Source organism: Alteriqipengyuania lutimaris (genome assembly GCF_003363135.1).
Taxonomy (GTDB): Bacteria; Pseudomonadota; Alphaproteobacteria; order Sphingomonadales; family Sphingomonadaceae; genus Alteriqipengyuania; species Alteriqipengyuania lutimaris.
Map to the genome: position 1 here is coordinate 134,197 of NZ_QRBB01000001.1, position 17,511 is coordinate 151,707.

Consider the following 17,511-nt stretch of genomic DNA (forward strand, 5'->3'; position numbering starts at 1 on the left):
CGTACCTGCTTTCGCCGAGCTTCTCCCATCGGCCCCTTTTATTGATCGCGCGGCGAGGCTAGATCGCCCGGCATGACCGGACAATTCCAGCTCACCGACGACCAGCTCGCGATCCAGGATATGGCGCAGCGGTTCACCGCCGACAACATCACGCCCCATGCGGGCAAGTGGGACGAGGAAAAGATCTTCCCCGTCGACACGATCAAGCAGACCGCCGAGCTCGGCTTCGGCGCAATCTATGTCAGCGAGGAAAGCGGCGGCATCGGCCTCGGCCGCCTCGAAGCGGCGCTGATCATGGAGGCGATGGCCTATGGCTGCCCCACCACCAGCGCCTTCATCTCGATCCACAACATGGCGAGCTGGATGATCGACCGTTTCGGCGGGGCGGGCGTGAAGGAGAAATACCTCCCGGATCTGGTCACGATGGACAAGATCGCCTCCTACTGCCTGACCGAACCGGGCAGCGGGTCCGACGCGGCGGCACTCAAGACGCAGGCGGTGCCGGATGGTGACCACTATGTGCTCAACGGCACCAAGCAGTTCATCTCCGGCGGCGGCGTGAACGACGTCTACGTCACCATGGTCCGCACCGGCGAGCACAAGACCAAGGGCATCACCTGCCTCGTGGTCGACAAGGATACGCCCGGCGTTTCGTTCGGCGCGCCCGAGAAGAAGCTCGGCTGGAATGCCAGCCCGACCGCGCAGGTCATCTTCGAGGATGCGCGCGTGCCGGTCGAGAACCGCGTGGGCGACGAAGGTGAAGGCTTCCGCTTCGCGATGATGGGGCTCGACGGCGGGCGGCTGAACATCGGCGCCTGCTCGCTCGGCGGGGCGCAGCGCTGCCTCGACGAGGCAGTGAAGTACACCAAGGAGCGCCAGCAGTTCGACCAGCAGATCGCGGACTTCCAGAACACGCAGTTCATGCTCGCCGACATGGCGACCGATCTGGAGGCAGCGCGCGCGCTGCTCTACCTCGCGGCCGCCAAGGTCACCGACAACGCGCCCGACAAGTCTCGCTTCTCCGCGATGGCCAAGCGGCTGGCGACCGACAACGGCAGCAAGGTCGTCAACGACGCGCTGCAGCTGTTCGGCGGCTACGGCTACCTCAAGGATTACCCGATCGAACGCTACTGGCGCGACCTGCGCGTGCACTCGATCCTCGAAGGCACCAACCAGGTGATGCGGATGATCGTGGGCCGGGATCTGCTGCGGCAGTGACCGGTCTTGCCATGACCACCTTCCTCGTCCCCGATTACGACGAGGCGATCGCTTTCTTCCGTGACGCGCTGGATTTCGCGGTCGAGGAAGACAGCGATCTGGGCGGCGGCAAGCGCTGGGTCGTCATGGCAGGGGCAAGCGGTGGCAAGTTGCTCGCGCGCGCCGCAAACGACGAACAGAGCGCGGCGATCGGCCATCAGGCAGCCGGGCGCGTCGGCTGGTTTCTCCAGTCGGACGATTTCGCGACCGACCATCGCCGCATGGCGCAATGGGGCGTCGAATTCACCGAAGCACCGCGCGAAGAGCCTTATGGCACCGTCGCGGTTTTCAACGATCCGTGGGGCAACCGCTGGGATCTGATCGAACACAAGGACGCGGCATGACCGACCAGCTTAACATCCACACCCACCAGAACGTGGGCCATATCTCATTGAACCGCCCCAAGGCGATCCATGCGCTGACCACCGAGATGTGCGTCGCGATGGCCGATGCGCTGGGCGAGTGGGCCGACCATGCTGGCATCGCGGCGGTGATGATCGACCATGCCGAAGGGCGCGGCTTCTGCGCGGGTGGCGATATCGCGATGCTGCGAAACTCGGCGCTGAACGACGAGGGCAGGACGGGCCGCGAGTTCTTCCACGCCGAGTACCAGCTCAACCACCAGCTGTTCACCTACACCAAGCCGGTGGTCGCCTTCATGGACGGGATCACTATGGGCGGCGGCGTGGGCATCAGCCAGCCTGCGGCGTTCCGCGTGGCGACCGAGAACACCAGGTTCGCCATGCCCGAGACGGGCATCGGCCTGTTTCCGGACGTCGGCGGCGGCTGGTATCTCAGCCGGTTGCCGGGCCAGACGGGCAAGTTCCTCGCGCTCACCGGCGCACGGCTCGACGGGGCCGAGTGCCACGCCATCGGCCTCGCCACGCACTATATCGCGAGCGAGAAGCTGGCGCGCGTGAAGGCCGCGATCGTCGACGATCCGGCGAACATCCAGTCTATTCTCGACGAGGCATCCGAAACCCCGCCCGAGGCACGCATCCTCGCCAATCGCGGGACGATCGACCGGCTGTTCGCGGGCCGCACGCTCGAGGAGATCCTCGCCGCGCTCGAGGCGGATGATTCCGACTGGGCCGCGAAGGAACTCAAGACGCTGCGCGCCAAGAGCCCGCAAAGCTGCAAGGTCGCGCTGCGCCAGCTGGCGGACAGCCTGACGCTGGGCAGCTTCGCCGACGAGATGCGGATGGAATACCGCATCGGCAGCCGCGTGCTCGTCAGCCACGATTTTGCGGAAGGGGTCCGCGCGGTGATCGTCGACAAGACCGGCGACCCGCAGTGGAACCCCGCCACGCCCCAAGGCGTAACCGACGAGCAGATCGGGGCGATCTTCGCCGCTCTGCCCGAGGGCGAGGAGTGGACGCCGCTATAACCCTCCCGTCATCCCCGCGCATGCGGGGACCCATCTCCGGCACACGCCACTGATGGGACAATCGGGAGATGGCTTCCCGCCTGCGCGGGAATGACGAATACGGAGAGAGACATGGCCTACGAAACCATCACCACGCAGACCGACGGTGCCGTCACCACCATCACGCTCAACCGCCCGCAGGCGCTCAATGCGCTTTCCAGCGTGGTGCTCGACGAGCTGATCGACGCCTTCGCCGCCTACGAGAACGACGACAGCCAGCTGTGCGCGATCCTGACCGGGTCGGGCGACAAGGCCTTCGCGGCGGGCGCGGACATCAAGGAAATGAGCGAGAAGGACGCGGCGGACTTCTATCTGCAGGATTTCTTCGCCAAGTGGACCAGCCATATCGTCGAGGCCGTCCGCAAGCCTTGGATCGCGGCGGTCAACGGCTTCGCGCTGGGCGGCGGGTGCGAGCTGGCGATGATGGCCGACTTCATCATTGCGAGTGACAAGGCCAAGTTCGGCCAGCCCGAGATCAAGCTGGGCGTCGCGCCGGGCATGGGCGGATCGCAGCGGCTCACCCGCGCGGTCGGCAAGGCCAAGGCGATGGAAATGTGCCTGACCGGCCGGATGATGGACGCCGAGGAAGCCGAACGCAGCGGCCTCGTCGCCCGCGTTGTGCCGCATGACACGCTGATGGACGAGGTACGCACCACCGCCGCGACCATCGCCGGAATGCCGCCGATGGCCGCGATGGTGAACAAGGAAATGGTCAACGCGGCCTACGAGACCTTCCTCGGTCAGGGCGTGCTCCACGAACGCCGCCTGTTCCAGATCCTCACCGCGACCGAGGACAAGGCCGAAGGCATGAAGGCCTTCATCGAGAAGCGCGACGGGCAGTGGAAGGGGCGGTGAACCCTTAAGCCCTCTCCCCTTGAGGGGAGAGGGTTGGGAGAGGGGCCTGCAAGTCTCGCAGACCAGATCGCCCCTCTCCAACTTCGGCTAGCGCCCCCGATCAAGTCCGGGGTCGCAAGCCTGCGTATCCTCTCCCCGCACGGGGAGAGGGCAATTGGAGAGATGCTATGAAAATCGCCTTTATCGGCCTCGGCAACATGGGCGGCGGGATGGCCGCGAACTTGGTCAAGAACGGCCATGAAGTGCGCGCGTTCGACCTTTCGGAGCACGCGCTCGCCAAGGCCAAGAGCAATGGCTGCGAGACCTTCACCGGTGCGAAGGAAGCCGTGCAGGGCGTCGACGCGGTGGTCTCGATGCTGCCCAATGGCGCGATCGTGAAGTCGGTCTATTCCGACGCCGTGATCGGCCACGCGCCCGAAGGTACGGCGCTGCTCGACTGCTCGACCATCGACGTCGCGACCGCCAAGGAAGTGACCGAAATGGCCACCGCCAAGGGCTACAAGATGGTCGACGCGCCGGTCAGCGGCGGGATCGCGGCGGCGGACGGCGGCACGCTGACCTTCATGGTCGGCGGCAGCGAAGAGGCATTCGCGGCGGCCAGGCCGATCCTCGAAAGCATGGGCAAGGCGGTGATCCACGCGGGCGACGCGGGCGCGGGCCAGACCGCCAAGATCTGCAACAACATGCTGCTCGCAATCTCGATGATCGGCGTCGCCGAAGCGATGCAGATGGCGCAGAAGCTGGGGCTCGATCCGCAGAAGTTTTACGAGATTTCCTCGCAGTCGAGCGGCTATTGCTGGTCGCTCAACGCCTACACCCCGCTGCCGGGCGTGGGCGTCGAGAGCCCTGCCGACAAGGACTACCAGGGCGGCTTCGCGACTGCGCTGATGCTCAAGGACCTGCGCCTCGCGATGGCGGCGGCGGAAGAGGTCGACGCGGGCGTCCCGCTGGGCGCCCGCGCGGCGAGCCTCTACGAGGATTTTTCGGGCGCGGGCAACGACGGCCTCGACTTCTCGGCGATCATCAAGACGTACAAGTAAGCCGCAATCCTCCCCGTTTTCGCGCCAGCGCAAACGGGGAGGTGGCGCGCAGCCGCAGGCTGCGTGACGGAGGGGCCATGGCGCTACCGGCCCCTCCACCGCCCTGCGGGCGGTCCCCCTCCCCATTTATCCTGCGAAGAAACGGGGAGGATCAGAAGTCTTCGAGAATCCGCTCCAACCATTCGCGTGGAGCCTTGCGGCGGCCTACATCCGCGACGAATTCCTGCCCCCGGCTGACCGCGATCAGGCGATTGCGCTCGGCCCAGCGCCACTGCGCATCGTGGTAGGAGAGGTCACCGCGCCGCAACCACTTCGGCCGCATCCACCGGCTGAGCGCTTCGCCCGGTGCCGTCAGCCGTAGCGCATCGGAGGCCCTGCCCGCCATTCGCCCCGGCCCGACATAGAGCGTATCGTTCGCCCCATGCAGGCCCAGCGCGTGGGGATGGCCGAGTGCCGCATACTCGGCACGCTCCGCTTCGTCGCACGCGGTCAGGTCGATCACCTGCTCGACTTCGAGGTATCCGAAGATGCGGTGATGCGGCCCGTGCTCCTCCCCCGCAAACCGCCCGAAGAACACGAACACGTCGCCCCGCCCCACGCCGTGATTGGCGAGATGCGTCTGCGCCGCGCCGACCTGCCCGAACAGGCAGCGGCCTTCGCGGGTGAACATCGGATCGTGGTGGCAAAGCGAGTCCGCGCCATACGCGTCCCTGCTCGCCCTCGCGGCATGGTCACCCAGGCCCAGGTCACCATAGGTCGTTCTTGCGATCCCCTTGCTGTCGGGGATCGGCAGCGAGACCGGTACGCCATCCACGATGGGCGACGATCCGCCGCCCGATCCGCTGTCGAACCCCTTGCGGCTGAAGACGATCTTCATGCCGCGCGGTTTCTACTGCCCGCCGATCTCGCTCGGCACGGGCTTGCCTGCAGGGGCGAGTTCGCCCTCCCATGCCAGCACCGGCTTGCGCGCCGCCTGCGTTTCGTCGAGCCGGCGACGCGGCGCGAAGTAGGGCGCGGCTTTCAGGCTCTCGTCGCCTGCCTTCGCCCGCTCGGCGACCGAGCGCAGTGCTCCGATGAACTGGTCGAGGCCCGCCTTGCTCTCGGTCTCGGTCGGCTCGATCAGCATCGCGCCGTGGACCACCAGCGGGAAGTACATCGTCATAGGGTGGAAGCCCTCGTCGATCAGCGCCTTGGCGAGGTCGAGCGTGGAGATGTCCTCGGCAAAGCCTTTGTCGCCGAACAGCGCCTCGTGCATGCACGGGCCGCTCTCGCCGTATGGCGCGAAGAGCAGATCGTCGAGCGAGCGCAGGATGTAGTTCGCGTTGAGCACCGCGTCTTCGGCGACCTGCGCCAGCCCGTCCGCCCCATGGCTGAGGATGTAGGTCAGCGCGCGGGTAAACATGCCCATCTGCCCATGGAACGCGGTCATCCGGCCGAAAGCGTCCGAGTGGCCGAACTCGTGCGCGTTCTCTTCCTCGACCAGGTGCACCGTGCCGTCTTCGCCGCGCGCGGTGAACGGCAGCGGGGCGTAGGGCGAGAGCGCTTCGGACAGGACCACCGGGCCCGAGCCCGGCCCGCCGCCACCGTGCGGGGTGGAGAAGGTCTTGTGCAGGTTGATGTGCATCGCATCGACGCCGAGGTCGCCGGGGCGGACCTTGCCGACGATCGCGTTGAAGTTCGCCCCGTCGCAATAGACGAAGCCGCCCGCCTCGTGGACCGCGTCCGAGATCGCCTTCATGTCGCGCTCGAACAACCCGCAGGTGTTGGGGTTGGTGATCATCACCGCCGCCACATCGGAGCCGAGCCGCGCCTTGAGCTTCTCCAGATCCACGCGACCTTCGGCGGTGGCGGGGATATCCTCGACCTCATAGCCGGCGAATGCTGCGGTGGCGGGGTTGGTGCCGTGCGCGCTCTCGGGCACCAGCACGACCTTGCGCGCATCGCCGCGCGCTTCGAGCGCAGCGCGTATGCACAGGATGCCGCACAGCTCGCCATGCGCGCCCGCCTTGGGGCTCATCGCGACCGAGTGCATGCCGGTCAGCGTGATCAGCCAGTTGGCCAGATCGCTGACGACTTCGAGCGCACCGCGCACCGTATCTACCGGCTGCAGCGGGTGGACGTCGGCAAAGCCGGGCATCCGCGCGACCTTCTCGTTCAGGCGCGGATTGTGCTTCATCGTGCACGAGCCGAGCGGGAAGAGGCCAAGGTCGATCGCGTAGTTCTGGCGGCTCAGCCGCGTATAGTGGCGCACCGCTTCGGGCTCGGCGAGGCCGGGCAGGTCGATCGCATCTGCGCGCTCCAGGCCGCCGAGGCGGCTCGATGTGCCGGTAGGGACCGCGGGCAGGTCGACGCCGGTGGTGCCGGCGCGGCCGATCTCGAAGATCAGCGGTTCTTCCAGCATCAGGGCGCGGTTGCCGGTGGTGGTGGGGCTGTCGGCATCGCCCATCAGCGGCGCGCTGGGCTTCCAGCCGGACTTGTTGGGCGCGTTCATGCCAGCACCTCCTTCAGGGCAGCGCAGAGGGCGTCGATATCGTCCTCGCTGGTGGTTTCGGTGAGCGTGACGAGCAGGCCGTCGGTGAGGTCCTCCGCATGCGGATAGAGCCGCCCGAGCGAGACGCCCGCGAGGATGCCCTTGTCGGCAAGCGTGCGGACCACTTCGCGCGCATCCTGCCCGAGCCGGATCGTGAATTCGTTGAAGAAACTGTCGTTCAGCACGGAAACGCCGGGCACCTCGGCCAGCCTGTCCGCCGCAAGGCAAGCGAGCCGGTGGTTCTCCGCCGCCAGCCGCCGCAGACCTTCCTCACCCAGCAGCGTCATGTGGACACTGAAGGCGAGCGCGCACAGCCCGCTATTGGTGCAGATATTGCTGGTCGCCTTCTCGCGCCGGATATGCTGCTCGCGGGTCGAGAGCGTCAGCACGAAGCCGCGCTTGCCCTCGGCATCGGTGGTCTCGCCACACAGCCGCCCCGGCATCATGCGCACATGCTTCTGTTCGCGCACCGCAAACAGGCCCAGATACGGCCCGCCGAACTGGAGCCCGACACCAATCGCCTGCCCCTCGCCGACGACGATGTCCGCGCCCATTTCGCCGGGCGACTTGATCGCACCCAGCGCCACCGGCTCGAGATTGACCGCGATCACCAGCGCGCCCTTGGCATGGGCGGCTTCGCTGATCTTCTCGAGGTCGCACAGGCGGCCGAGAATGTCTGGATACTGGACCACGACGCAGGAGGTGTCCTCGTCGATCCGCCCGATGAGCCCGTCGAGATCGGGGCTGCCCTTCATCGTCGGCAGCGCGTCGGCAATCTCGTCTTCGGTAAACTTCGCCATGGTCCGGATGACCTCGGCATAGTGCGGGTGCAGCGCGCCCGAGAGGACGACCTTCTTGCGCTTGCCGCGCGCAATCCGCCCGGCCATCGCGATCGCTTCCCAGCACGCGGTCGAGCCGTCGTACATGCTCGCATTGGCCACCGCGCAGCCATAGAGCCGCGCGACCTGGCTCTGGAACTCGAACAGCATCTGCAGCGTGCCCTGCGCGATCTCCGGCTGATACGGAGTATAGGCGGTCAGGAACTCGCCGCGCTGGATGATGTGGTCGACAGTGGCCGGGACGTGGTGCTTGTACGCCCCCGCGCCGAGGAAGAAGGGCGCATCGGCCGCCGCGAGGTTCTTCTTGGAGAGCGCGCGCATATGGCGCTCCACCGCCATCTCGCTGGCGTGCATCGGCAGGCCGTGGATCGGCCCGTCGAGCCGGGCCTCTTCGGGCACGTCGACGAACAGGTCGTCGATGCTGGAAGCACCGATTTTCGCGAGCATCTCGCCGCGGTCGGCATCGGTCAGTGGGAGGTAGCGCATCTATTCTGCCTGGTTCTGAGGATTGATTGAAGTAATATCGAAGGGGTACAAATCGGGCGCACGGTCGGTGCAGCCACCGTTCCACCCCCGGCATTCGGCGCTGACCAAGGCGATCAGCTCGACTTCTTCAAACTGGAGTGGCGCTGCCCGATTATCAAAGTCACCGAGACTCGCGATGCTCAGTCGACGATCCATCGCCCGTTCCCATGCGTCGGAGCTAACATCGCCATCGGCCGCAGTCTGCGCATCGTTGTGTGTTTCATAGATCGCGCAATCGAGGCCTTCGCATGTCCCGAGCCACCCGTGAATCCGGTAGATATGGCCATCCCAGCGATTGATGTTGTCGATCACTTTCGCGACCGACACCTCACCCTTCTCGCCCAACTTCGAGTCGGCGCAGGCAGTCAGCGCGAACGCAAACGCCAAGGCGACAGTGAGGGCGAGACGATGGCTCACAGCCCCTCGACGAAACTCTTGTAGGCGGCTTCGTCCATCAGGCCTTCGAGCTCGCTCTCGTCGGCGACGGTCAGCTTGAAGAACCAGCCGTCTTCTTCCGGAGAGGTGTTCACCAGCGCGGGGTCTTCTTCGAGCGCGGAGTTGACCTCGATCACGGTGCCGGTGATCGGCGCGTAGACGTCGCTCGCCGCCTTCACGGATTCGACAACCGCGGCGTCCTTGCTCTTTTCGAGCTCAGTGCCTTCATCGGGCAGTTCGACGAACACGATGTCGCCCAGCTGCTCCTGCGCATAGTCGGTGATGCCGACGGTAGCGGATTCGCCTTCGACTTCGATCCATTCGTGGTCTTCGGTGTAGTAACGGGACATTTCTCAGCTCCCCCGGAAGTAGCGGTGTTGGACAAAGGGCATTTGAGCGACGCGCGCAGGCAGTCGCTTGTTGCGGACCTGCACTTCGAGCGCGGTTCCGATCTCGGTATGCGCGGCATCGACATAGCCCATCGCGATGGGATGGCCGAGCGTGGGCGAGAAGCCGCCACTGGTGACGGTGCCGACCTGGCGGTCCCCCGCGAAAATCTCCGAGCCCTCGCGTGCCGGCAGGCGCCCGTCGAGCACCAGGCCGACGCGATAGCTTTGCGGACCGTCCTTCAGCGCGGCGCCGATCCGGTCGTGCCCGTGATAGCCGCCGCTCTCGCGGCGCTTCTTAGACAGGGCGAAGGTCAGGTCGGCGCTGACGGGATCGATCTCTGCGGTGAGGTCGTGGCCGTAAAGCGGCAGGCCCGCTTCGAGGCGCAGGGAGTCGCGCGCGCCCAGCCCGATCGGCTTCACGCGCTTGTCGTCCACCAGCGCGGTCGCGAGCTTTTCGACGTGCTCGGCACGCACCGAGATTTCGAACCCGTCCTCGCCGGTATAGCCCGCGCGGCTGATCCACAGGGGGATGCCGTCCCATTCGTAAAGGCCGCCGGTCATGAACACGAGCTCGGCCGCACTGGGCACCAGTTCGCCGAGCGCACCGACCGCTTCAGGGCCCTGCAAGGCCAGCAGCGCCTGCTCGTCATGATGGGTCAGCGTGATCTCGTCGGGCAGATGTTCGCGCAGGAAGGCGATATCGTCCCACTTGCACGCGCCGTTGACCACCAGCGCGATATGTTCGCCCGTGTTGGTGATCATCAGATCGTCGAGGATGCCGCCATCCTCCGCCAGCAGCAGCGAATAGCGCATCCTGCCCGGCTTGAGGCTGGAGACGAGGCCGGGGACCAGCGCTTCGAGCGCCTCGGCCGCCGCGCCGATATCGCCATCGGGACCCGAGAGGGTCAGCTGGCCCATGTGGCTCACGTCGAACAGGCCCGCAGCGCTGCGGGTCCAGTCGTGTTCGGCCACGATGCCCTCATACTGGATCGGCATTTCGTAGCCCGCGAAGGGCACCATGCGCGCGCCATGGGCGCGATGCCATGCGTCCAGCGCCAGCGCCTCCGGCGCGGCTTCGATTTCGGGTTCGTCCTGGGATTCTTGTGCGCTCATCATTTCATATCCGACAGCCGCGGACGGGCGTGCGCTGCCGCACTCCCTTGCCGCCTGCCCCCTCTGTCGGAAAACCTGAGAGCTTACCCCTTCGGTGGCGCATCCTGCGATGCGCGCTTTCCAGAGTGTCCATTCGGCGCGCGCGGTTCGCTTTGCCTGAGAGTTTCCGGGGCGGTTGCTCCTTCGGCGCCGCCAGCCGCCCGGTTTTATCCCGACGCCCAGCGATCTCTCCCGCGCGCTCCGCCGCAGGTTTGCACCTGCGAAGAACATGCGTGCCATGCGCGATTCGCGCGCGACGGTCAATCGGCCTTGAGGCGATATTGGCCATCGAAGTGCCCGCCGCGCTCGCCATCAGCGCCACCGGCTGCGGATCGGCATGTCGGGCGAATAATAGTTGAGATACTGCACCAGACGCGGCCGGTCGGAGCGGTTGGGGCTCGCCCCGTGCGGCAGGTCCTGCCGCCAGATGATCAGATCGCCCGCCTTCGCGGCCACACGCTTCTCCTCTGCCGAGAGATCCACCGCCCGCGGGTCGCCCGCGCCGATCCCGTCGAGCCACGCATGGATCCGCTTGTGGAAGCCGGGGACGCAGCGGAAGGCGCCCTGATCCTCGCTCGTATCGGTCAGATAGAGCACGGCCTGCGTGCCGAAGGGGATCGGCCAGGCGAGACTGACATCCCAGTGCAGGTCCGACCCGGCGAAGGGCCGCTCGGGCGTTTCGGGCGGATTGAAGCCGATCCGGTCGATCGTGCACCACAGGTTCTCGCTGCCCCACAGCTGCGCGAAGGCCTTGCGCACGCGCGCGCTCTTGCGGGCGGCCTCGATCGCCGGGTGGCGATAGACCGAGATCATGATCCCGTCGGTTTTCGCGGCATTCCAGCTCTGCGGATCTTCGGGCGTCGCGCCGAGCGATTCCCATACGAGCTGCCGCGCGGCAGCGACCTCTTCGGGCGAAATGACGCCGGGCACCACGACATAGCCGTGTTCGTCCCAGAAGCGCAGCGCGGCCTCGTCGAGCACGGGCGGCAGCGCGGCAACCTCCAGCAGCGCGGCATTGGCGTCGCCCTCCACCGGCAGGTCGTAGAGCCAGGCGTGGTAGCGTGCGAGAAGTGCCGGATCGGGCGGCCCCGCCGTCGCCAGGATCCACTCGCAAAACGCCTCGAAAGAGGGCGCTTCGGGTTGGTGGAGAAAGCGGTAGACCTCCTGGTTGCCCAGGCCGAGCGTGTCGAGCAGCAGCTTGCCGATCATCTCGCTCAGCGTCAGCCCGCCACCGACCAGCGATGCGTGGAATTCCTCCAGGCACGCAATCTCGGGGAGGGTGGCGGAAGCGCTCATCAGTCGAGATTGGGCCGCAGCCAGCGTTCGGCGGTCGCGATATCCACGTCGCGGCGCCGGGCGTAGTCCTCGAGCTGGTCGCGCCCGATCGTGGCGACGCCGAAATAGGCGCTTTCGGGATGGCCGAAATACAGCCCGCTGACCGCTGCGGTTGGGAACATCGCAAAGCTCTCTGTCAATTCGAGTCCCGTATTTTCCTCGGCATCGAGCATGTCGAACAGGATCGGTTTGAGCGAGTGGTCGGGACATGCAGGGTAGCCCGGCGCGGGCCGGATGCCGCGATACTTTTCCTTGATCAGCGCTTCGTTGGTGAACTGCTCTTCGGCGGCATAGCCCCACAGATCCTTGCGGACCTTTTCGTGCAGCGCTTCCGCAAAGGCTTCGGCGAAGCGGTCCGCCAGCGCCTTGAGCAGAATGTCCGAATAATCGTCCTTGGCTTCCTGGAAACGCTTCGAGGGGCCGTCGATGCCGTGGATGCCGACCGCGAAGCCGCCCATCCAGTCGCCGGCGGGATCGATGAAATCCGCAAGACACATGTTCGGCCGGTCCCGGCTCTTCTTCACCTGCTGGCGCAGCATGGGCAGGCGAACGCTTTCCTCGTTCGTGCGGTCGAGATCGGGAATCGCGCCTTCGCGGTAGGTACCGCCGTCCTTGCTCACCCGGTCCTGCACATGCTTGTAATGCACGACCAGGTCGTCCCCGTCGCGGTGGCAGGGCCAGAGGCCGGCAACGCCGCGTGCTTGCAGCCAGTTTTCCTCCACGATGCGGTCGAGCATCTTCTGCGCATCGTCCCACAGGCTGCGCGCGCTCTCCCCCACGACGTCGTCTTCCAGGATCGCGGGATAATTGCCGTGCAGTTCCCACGCGCGGAAGAAGGGCGTCCAGTCGATATAGTCGCGCAATTCGGCGATCGACCAGTCTTCGAACACGTGCAGGCCCGGCTTGGCGGGCGCGCCGGGCTTTTGCGCGAAGTCGATCGGCGCGGCATTCTCGCGCGCTTCGGCCAGCGGCAGCAGCTTGCTCGGCCCCTTGCCCGCGCGCTTTTCGCGCACGGTCTCGTAGTCGTCGGCGACCTCGTCGACATAGGCATCGCGCTGCGTGTCCGACAGCAGGCGGCTGGCGACACCGACCGCGCGGCTCGCGTCGAGCACGTGGATCACCGGGCCGTCATAGGCCTGGTCGATCTTCAAGGCGGTGTGCACCTTGCTGGTGGTGGCCCCGCCGATCAGCAGCGGCAGCGACATTTCCGCCTTCTGCATCTCTTCGGCGACGGTCACCATCTCGTCCAGCGAGGGCGTGATGAGCCCGGACAGGCCGATGATGTCGGCATTGTTTTCGTTCGCGGCTTCGAGGATGTCGCTCCACGGCACCATCACGCCGAGGTCGATCACCTCGTAGCCGTTGCACTGGAGCACGACTCCGACGATGTTCTTGCCGATATCGTGGACGTCGCCCTTCACGGTCGCCATCACGATCTTGCCCTTGCCCTTGGCGTTCTCGTCCTTTTCCTCCTCGATATAGGGGAAGAGGTGGGCCACCGCCTTCTTCATGACGCGCGCGGACTTGACCACCTGCGGCAGGAACATCTTGCCCGAACCGAACAGGTCGCCGACGACGTTCATGCCGTCCATCAGCGGGCCTTCGATCACCTCGATCGGCTTGCCGCCGCGTTCCTTCACCGCGACGCGCATTTCCTCGGTATCGTCGACGATATGCGCGTCGATGCCCTTGACCAGCGCATGCTCCACCCGCTTTTCGACCGGGTATTCGCGCCATTCGGCGGCTTCCTTCTCGGTCTTGGCGTCCTTGCCCTTGTAGCTTTCGGCCAGCGTGATGAGGTTCTCGGTCGCATCCTCACCGTTGGCGGGCGTGCGGTTGAGGATCACATCCTCGCACGCATCGCGCAATTCGGGGTCGATATCGTCGTAGATGTCGAGCTGGCCGGCATTGACGATCGCCATGTCGAGCCCGGCGGGGATCGCATGGTAGAGGAAGACCGAGTGCATCGCCCGGCGCACCGGCTCGTTGCCGCGGAAGCTGAAGGAGAGGTTCGACAGCCCGCCCGAGAAGTGCACGTGCGGGCAGCTTTTGGAGAGGTGCCGCACCGCTTCGATGAAATCGACGCCGTAGGTCGCGTGCTCCTCGATCCCCGTCGCCACCGCGAAGATGTTGGGATCGAAGATGATGTCTTCGGGCGGGAAGCCGTCTTCGGTCAGGAGTTTATAGGCGCGCTCGCAAATCTCGATCTTGCGCTCCTTGGTGTCGGCCTGGCCGTCCTCGTCGAAGGCCATCACCACCACCGCCGCACCGTAGGCCCGGCACTTGCGCGCGTTTTCGAGAAATTCGTCGACGCCTTCCTTCATCGAAATCGAATTGACGATCGGCTTGCCCGAGACGCATTTGAGCCCAGCCTCGATCACCTTCCATTTCGAGCTGTCGATCATTACCGGCACGCGCGCGATATCGGGCTCGGCCGCCATCAGCTTCAGGAACTTGACCATCGCCGCTTCGGAATCGAGCAGCCCCTCGTCCATGTTGACGTCGATCACCTGCGCGCCGTTCTCGACCTGGTCGCGCGCGACCTCGATCGCGGTCTCGTAATCCTCGTTCATGATCAGCTTCTTGAAGCGCGCCGATCCGGTCACGTTCGTGCGCTCGCCGATATTGACGAAACTGGAGGATGCGTTGGTAGTCATAAGGTCCTGATCTCCCGGCAGATAAACGTCGGGATGTCGTGGCAGCCGGTCTCAGGCCGCCATGGTGAAAGGTTCGAGCCCGGCGAGGCGCGTCTTGCGCTCGACTTCGGGAATGGTGCGCGGCTCTGCGTTCTTCGCCGCATTGGCGATGGCCGCGATATGCGCGGGCGTGGTGCCGCAGCAGCCGCCGACGATGTTGACGAGGTTTTCCTTGAACCACACGCCCACGAGCTCGGCGGTCTCGTCCGCTTCCTGGTCGTATTCGCCCAGATCGTTGGGGAGGCCCGCGTTGGGATAGGCGAGGATCAGCGTGTCGGCCTGGCGCGACAGCGCGGCGAGGTGCGGGCGCAGCTTGTCCGCCCCGAAGGAGCAGTTCACGCCGACCGCGATCGGCTGCGCATGGCGCACCGCGTGCCAGAACGCCTCGACCGTGTGGCCCGACAGGTTGCGGCCCGAATTGTCGGTGATCGTGAAGCTGAGCATGATCGGCACTTCGCGCCCCGCCGCCTGTGCCGCCTGCTGCGCCGCCATCGCCGCGACCTTGGCGTTAAGCGTGTCGAAGATCGTCTCGATCAGGATGAAGTCCACCCCGCCCTCTATCAGCGCGTCGCACTGTTCGCGATAGACGCCCAGCATCTGGTCGAAATCGACCTCGCGAAAGCCGGGGTCCTCGACATCGGGGCTGAGCGAGAGCGTCTTGTTGGTCGGCCCGATCGCTCCGGCGACGAAGCGGCGGCGGCCGTCCTTCTCCTGCGCGGCATCGGCCGCCTCGCGCGCGACCTTGGCGCCGGCAAGGTTCACCTCGCGTACCAGATGCTCGGCCTTGTAATCGGCGAGCGCGATGCTGGTGGAACTGAAGGTGTTGGTCTCGACCATGTCGGCGCCCGCTTCGAGATATTCGCGGTGGATATCGCGGATCACGTCGGGCCGGGTCAGGTTGAGCAGGTCGTTATTGCCCTTCTGGTCGGCGTCGAGGCCCAGATCGCCCGCATAGTCCGCTTCGGACAGCTTGCGGTTCTGGATGCCCGTGCCGTAGCCCCCGTCGAATACGAGCACGCGCTCGCTGGCGGCCTTGCGCAGGGCCTGTGCGGCTGATTGCTGGCTCATGCGGCTTTCTCCTTGGCGCCGGCGCCATCCTGCGGCCTCATGCCCAGCAGGTGGCAGATCGAATAGGCGAGGTCGGCGCGGTTGAGCGTGTAGAAGTGGTAGTGGCGGATCCCGCCGGCATAGAGGCGGCGGCACATCTCGGCGGCCACCGTCGCGGCGACGAGCTTGCGGGCCGAGGGGCGGTCGTCCAGCCCTTCGAACACGCCTTCCATCCAGTCGGGGAATTCGGCGCCGTTCTGGCCCGCGAACTGGCGCGCCTTGCTCACGTTGGTGATCGGCAGCACGCCCGGCACGATGGGCACGTCGATGCCCGCCTTGTCGGTCTTCTCGAGATAGTCGAAGAAGGTGTTGGGCGAGAAGAAGAACTGCGTGATCGCCCGGTCTGCGCCCGCATCGATCTTGCGCTTCAGGTAATCGATCTCGTCCTGCTGGCTCTTCGCGTCCGGATGCATCTCGGGGTAGGCGCTGACCGAGATTTCGAAGTCGGCGACTTCCTTGAGGCCATGGACCAGTTCCTCGGCGCTGTTGTACCCATCCGGGTGCGGCTTGAAGGGTCCGAGCGAGCCATCCTCCTGCGGCATGTCGCCGCGCAGCGCGACGATGTGGCGCACGCCCGCTTCCCAGTATTTCTCCGCGATCTTCTGCGTTTCCCTGCGCGAGGCATTGACGCAGGTGAGGTGCGCGGCGGCAGGCAGGCCCGCTTCGGCAATGATCCGCTCCACGGTCTTGTGGGTCCGTTCGCGCGTGGAGCCGCCCGCCCCGTAAGTGACGGAGACGAAATGCGGATCGAGCGGCTTGAGCTCCTGCACCGCGTCCCACAGCGATTTCTCCATCTTCTCGTTCTTCGGCGGGAAGAATTCGAAACTGACGTCGATATCGCCGGGCAACCCGCTGAACAGCGGGTCCTTCTTGGCGCGCGCCTGTTCCTCGCGGGGATCGAGCGCAGGGGTGGATTGGGCCGTCATCGTGCCGCCTTTCGTTTTGGAGCTTGGGCCTTCAGCGCGCCGACACGGCGCGCGACCCAGATTTTCACGACCAGCGTCTCGCCTTCGAGCGCGACGGGTGGCGCGGTTTCGAAACCGGACTGTTCGAGTGCACCGGCAAGCTGGTCGTCCTCGAAGCCGAGCCGGGTATGCTGGAACCGTTCGCGCAGTTCCTCATGATTGTGTGCGGCGAAATCGACGATCGCGATCCGCCCGCCGGTGCGCAGCACGCGCGCCGCCTCGCGCAGCGCGATCATCGGATCGGTGGCGTAATGGAGCACCTGGTGCAGCAGCACGGTGTCGAAACGGGCGGCCTCGAAGGGCAGCGACAGGAAGTCGCCCTGCACCAGCTCGATCTGCTCCGCAGGAAGGTGCTGCAGCTTGGCGCGCGCGACCCGCAGCATCTCGAGGCTCTTGTCGAGCGCGACGATCCGCGAGGCATCCTCTCCGAACAGCTCCGCCATGCGGCCGGTGCCGGTGCCGATATCGAGCATTTCGCCCAGCGGTTCGCCCGCAAGCGCCTTGCGTAGCGCGGCTTCGACCTGGTCGTCCGGACTGTGCCGCCGGCGCAGGTCATCCCATTCGCCGGCATGTTCCTCGAACCATTCGGCGGCCTTCCCCTCGCGCGCCTCGCGGATCGCGGCCAGCTGGCGACGGTCTTCCTCGCACTGCGCGGCGAACTCCTCGTCCTCGCGCTCGGCCGTCGAAAGGAACCGCGCGATGGCCGCGCTGAGCGGAGAGCCGCCTGCGTTCTCGCTCGCCGCGCGCAGGTAAATCCAGCTGCCTTCGCGTCGCCGCACCGCCAGCCCCGCATCGCACAGGATCGAGGCGTGGCGCGAGACGCGCGGCTGGCTTTGCTGGAGCACCTGCGACAGCTCGCCAACGGCAAGCTCCATCGTCCCGAGCAGCCGCATGATCCGCAGCCGGGTGTTGTCTCCGAGAGACCGCAGGATGGCTTCGGTGCGCATGGGAACGCACATA

At 66.0% G+C, this 17,511-nt stretch carries 16 protein-coding genes and 2 riboswitches; of the genes, 5 read left to right on the top strand and 11 right to left on the bottom strand.

Annotated features, from left to right (window positions below):
• The first annotated feature begins 72 nt into the window (after window positions 1-72).
• The 5 genes from DL238_RS00655 to mmsB all read left to right on the top strand — a co-directional run bounded on the left by DL238_RS00655 (window position 73) and on the right by mmsB (window position 4,578).
• A complete protein-coding gene (locus tag DL238_RS00655; RefSeq protein ID WP_115490505.1) occupies window positions 73-1,218 on the top strand; it encodes an acyl-CoA dehydrogenase family protein in 1,146 nt (381 codons plus the stop codon).
• A complete protein-coding gene (locus tag DL238_RS00660; RefSeq protein WP_234030898.1) occupies window positions 1,215-1,601 on the top strand; it encodes a VOC family protein in 387 nt (128 codons plus the stop codon). The genes DL238_RS00655 and DL238_RS00660 overlap by 4 nt, the downstream gene beginning before the upstream one ends.
• A complete protein-coding gene (locus DL238_RS00665; RefSeq protein ID WP_115490507.1) occupies window positions 1,598-2,644 on the top strand; it encodes an enoyl-CoA hydratase/isomerase family protein in 1,047 nt (348 codons plus the stop codon). The genes DL238_RS00660 and DL238_RS00665 overlap by 4 nt, the downstream gene beginning before the upstream one ends.
• 111 nt (window positions 2,645-2,755) lie before the next feature.
• On the top strand, window positions 2,756-3,538 hold the full coding sequence (locus DL238_RS00670; RefSeq protein ID WP_115490508.1) for an enoyl-CoA hydratase-related protein: 783 nt from the start codon (window positions 2,756-2,758) through the stop codon (window positions 3,536-3,538).
• Between the two features lie 167 nt (window positions 3,539-3,705).
• Window positions 3,706-4,578, top strand: a complete 873-nt coding sequence (mmsB, locus tag DL238_RS00675; protein ID WP_115490509.1) for a 3-hydroxyisobutyrate dehydrogenase — start codon at window positions 3,706-3,708, stop codon at window positions 4,576-4,578.
• A gap of 151 nt (window positions 4,579-4,729) precedes the next feature.
• Here the strand turns inward: mmsB and DL238_RS00680 are convergent, their stop codons facing one another.
• The 11 genes from DL238_RS00680 to DL238_RS00730 form a co-directional block, all read right to left on the bottom strand.
• The gene (locus DL238_RS00680) at window positions 4,730-5,455 is read right to left on the bottom strand and encodes an Nmad3 family putative nucleotide modification protein (protein ID WP_115490510.1); all 726 of its coding nucleotides are present in this window, start codon (window positions 5,453-5,455) and stop codon (window positions 4,730-4,732) included.
• A gap of 12 nt (window positions 5,456-5,467) precedes the next feature.
• Window positions 5,468-7,069, bottom strand: a complete 1,602-nt coding sequence (gcvPB, locus tag DL238_RS00685) for an aminomethyl-transferring glycine dehydrogenase subunit GcvPB (protein WP_115490511.1) — start codon at window positions 7,067-7,069, stop codon at window positions 5,468-5,470.
• Window positions 7,066-8,433 (bottom strand): aminomethyl-transferring glycine dehydrogenase subunit GcvPA, encoded by a 1,368-nt coding sequence (gene gcvPA / locus DL238_RS00690; protein WP_115490512.1) that lies wholly within the window; start codon window positions 8,431-8,433, stop codon window positions 7,066-7,068. The genes gcvPB and gcvPA overlap by 4 nt, the downstream gene beginning before the upstream one ends.
• The gene (locus DL238_RS00695) at window positions 8,434-8,889 is read right to left on the bottom strand and encodes a hypothetical protein (protein ID WP_147290958.1); all 456 of its coding nucleotides are present in this window, start codon (window positions 8,887-8,889) and stop codon (window positions 8,434-8,436) included.
• A complete protein-coding gene (gcvH, locus tag DL238_RS00700; RefSeq protein ID WP_115490514.1) occupies window positions 8,886-9,257 on the bottom strand; it encodes a glycine cleavage system protein GcvH in 372 nt (123 codons plus the stop codon). The genes DL238_RS00695 and gcvH overlap by 4 nt, the downstream gene beginning before the upstream one ends.
• 3 nt (window positions 9,258-9,260) lie before the next feature.
• Window positions 9,261-10,409: a glycine cleavage system aminomethyltransferase GcvT gene (gcvT, locus tag DL238_RS00705; RefSeq protein WP_115490515.1), complete on the bottom strand. Its 1,149-nt coding sequence runs from the start codon at window positions 10,407-10,409 to the stop codon at window positions 9,261-9,263.
• Between the two features lie 53 nt (window positions 10,410-10,462).
• Window positions 10,463-10,542, bottom strand: a riboswitch (glycine riboswitch).
• Window positions 10,543-10,653: riboswitch (glycine riboswitch) on the bottom strand. It lies immediately after the preceding riboswitch.
• A gap of 107 nt (window positions 10,654-10,760) precedes the next feature.
• Window positions 10,761-11,744: a phytanoyl-CoA dioxygenase family protein gene (locus DL238_RS00710; RefSeq protein ID WP_199798023.1), complete on the bottom strand. Its 984-nt coding sequence runs from the start codon at window positions 11,742-11,744 to the stop codon at window positions 10,761-10,763.
• Window positions 11,744-14,440 (bottom strand): methionine synthase, encoded by a 2,697-nt coding sequence (metH, locus tag DL238_RS00715; RefSeq protein ID WP_115490516.1) that lies wholly within the window; start codon window positions 14,438-14,440, stop codon window positions 11,744-11,746. Before metH ends, DL238_RS00710 begins: the two co-directional genes overlap by 1 nt.
• Before the next feature lie 51 nt (window positions 14,441-14,491).
• Window positions 14,492-15,547 (bottom strand): homocysteine S-methyltransferase family protein, encoded by a 1,056-nt coding sequence (locus DL238_RS00720; protein WP_115490517.1) that lies wholly within the window; start codon window positions 15,545-15,547, stop codon window positions 14,492-14,494.
• Entirely contained in the window at window positions 15,544-16,512 is a 969-nt protein-coding gene (metF, locus tag DL238_RS00725; protein WP_115490518.1) for a methylenetetrahydrofolate reductase [NAD(P)H], read from the bottom strand. The genes DL238_RS00720 and metF overlap by 4 nt, the downstream gene beginning before the upstream one ends.
• Complete coding sequence (locus tag DL238_RS00730; RefSeq protein WP_115492687.1) at window positions 16,509-17,498, bottom strand: ArsR/SmtB family transcription factor; 990 nt, start codon at window positions 17,496-17,498, stop codon at window positions 16,509-16,511. Before DL238_RS00730 ends, metF begins: the two co-directional genes overlap by 4 nt.
• Window positions 17,499-17,511: the final 13 nt, after the last annotated feature.